This window comes from Neobacillus piezotolerans (assembly GCF_003362805.1).
In the GTDB taxonomy this organism is placed as follows: Bacteria; Bacillota; Bacilli; order Bacillales; family Cytobacillaceae; genus Bacillus_D; species Bacillus_D piezotolerans.
In genome coordinates, this window is sequence record NZ_QNQT01000034.1 from 1 (window position 1) to 1,260 (window position 1,260).

At 21.7% G+C, this 1,260-nt stretch carries 1 pseudogene; it reads left to right on the plus strand.

The annotated features are described in order from the left end of the window. Nucleotides 1-782: 782 nt before the first annotated feature. Nucleotides 783-1,259: pseudogene (locus tag DRW41_RS23995) on the plus strand (proton-conducting transporter transmembrane domain-containing protein). Nucleotide 1,260: the final 1 nt, after the last annotated feature.

Here is a 1,260-nt window from a genome sequence, read left to right on the forward strand (position 1 = left end):
CTACTCTATAAATTTCAAAAACCTCATTAGGAATTAAACTCACTATGTAAGTAAATACGACTAATACCCCTCTTAATATTACTAATAACAATAAATATCTAAATCAATAAGAACCAATCACTTTAAAAATAAAATAAGAATAAATCAAAGTAATAATAATTAAACTTCTAACCATAAATACAGGTTGTAATCTCATTACAAATAAAACTCCAAATAAAAATATCAATATTATCAAAAGTTCTAAATAATTTATATAAAATATCTACTTTGGATGTAGAACAATTCAAACATTTCAATTTCCTTAATAATAATCTTTATAAGAATCATAAGAATATGTTGATGACGAAAAAACATTATTATTATACTCCTTAGACTAGAACTCCTTTTAATTACCATCTATTTCTCTTTATCATCATCTTTACTAACAATTTCAATATCTTCTCTAATAATTATACTAATTATGATAGTAAGAGGATCAAGAATAGGATTAAGCTTACTAATTTCTATATCCCATTCTCATAACTCCACAAACTCAATTTTTATAAATATTTTAACTTTTGATAAAAATTACCCTACCATTAATATATTCATTAATATTAATAAATAATAATATTTCAACTATCATCATATTTTTATCTTGTATGATAATTACAATTCTACTTATTTTTAACCCAAAACACACCATTATTATAAGAAACACATTTATAATAGATAAATTTTCCATAATTTTAATTTTATTAACTCTTATAAGAATCCTATTAATTATATTTTCCTCTCAAAATATGAAAACAATTTCAAAAACAATTATCCCAATTTTCATCATTTTAATATTAACTTTTTCAGTCATAAATATAATATTATTTTACATCTTGTTTGAATTAGTATTAATTCCAACTATAATTCTAGTAATAAGATCAGGAAAACAACCTGAACGCTTACAAGCTAGAATTTATTTAATAGTATATACTATTACAGCTTCATTACCTTTATTAGTTAGAATCATCCTATTAAATTATAATCAATCTTTCATTATATCTTTTATAACAATAAATAAACTAAATATACCCATTTTATTTATATTAGCATTTCTAGCAAAAATACCTATATTTTTTACACATCTTTGACTTCCTAAAGCCCATGTAGAAGCACCTCTAGAGGGTTCAATAATTCTAGCAGCTATCTTATTAAAATTAGGAGGATATGGTTTAATTCGATTTATTCCATTATGTATTTCTAAAATTAACAAAATCAATCATTGAA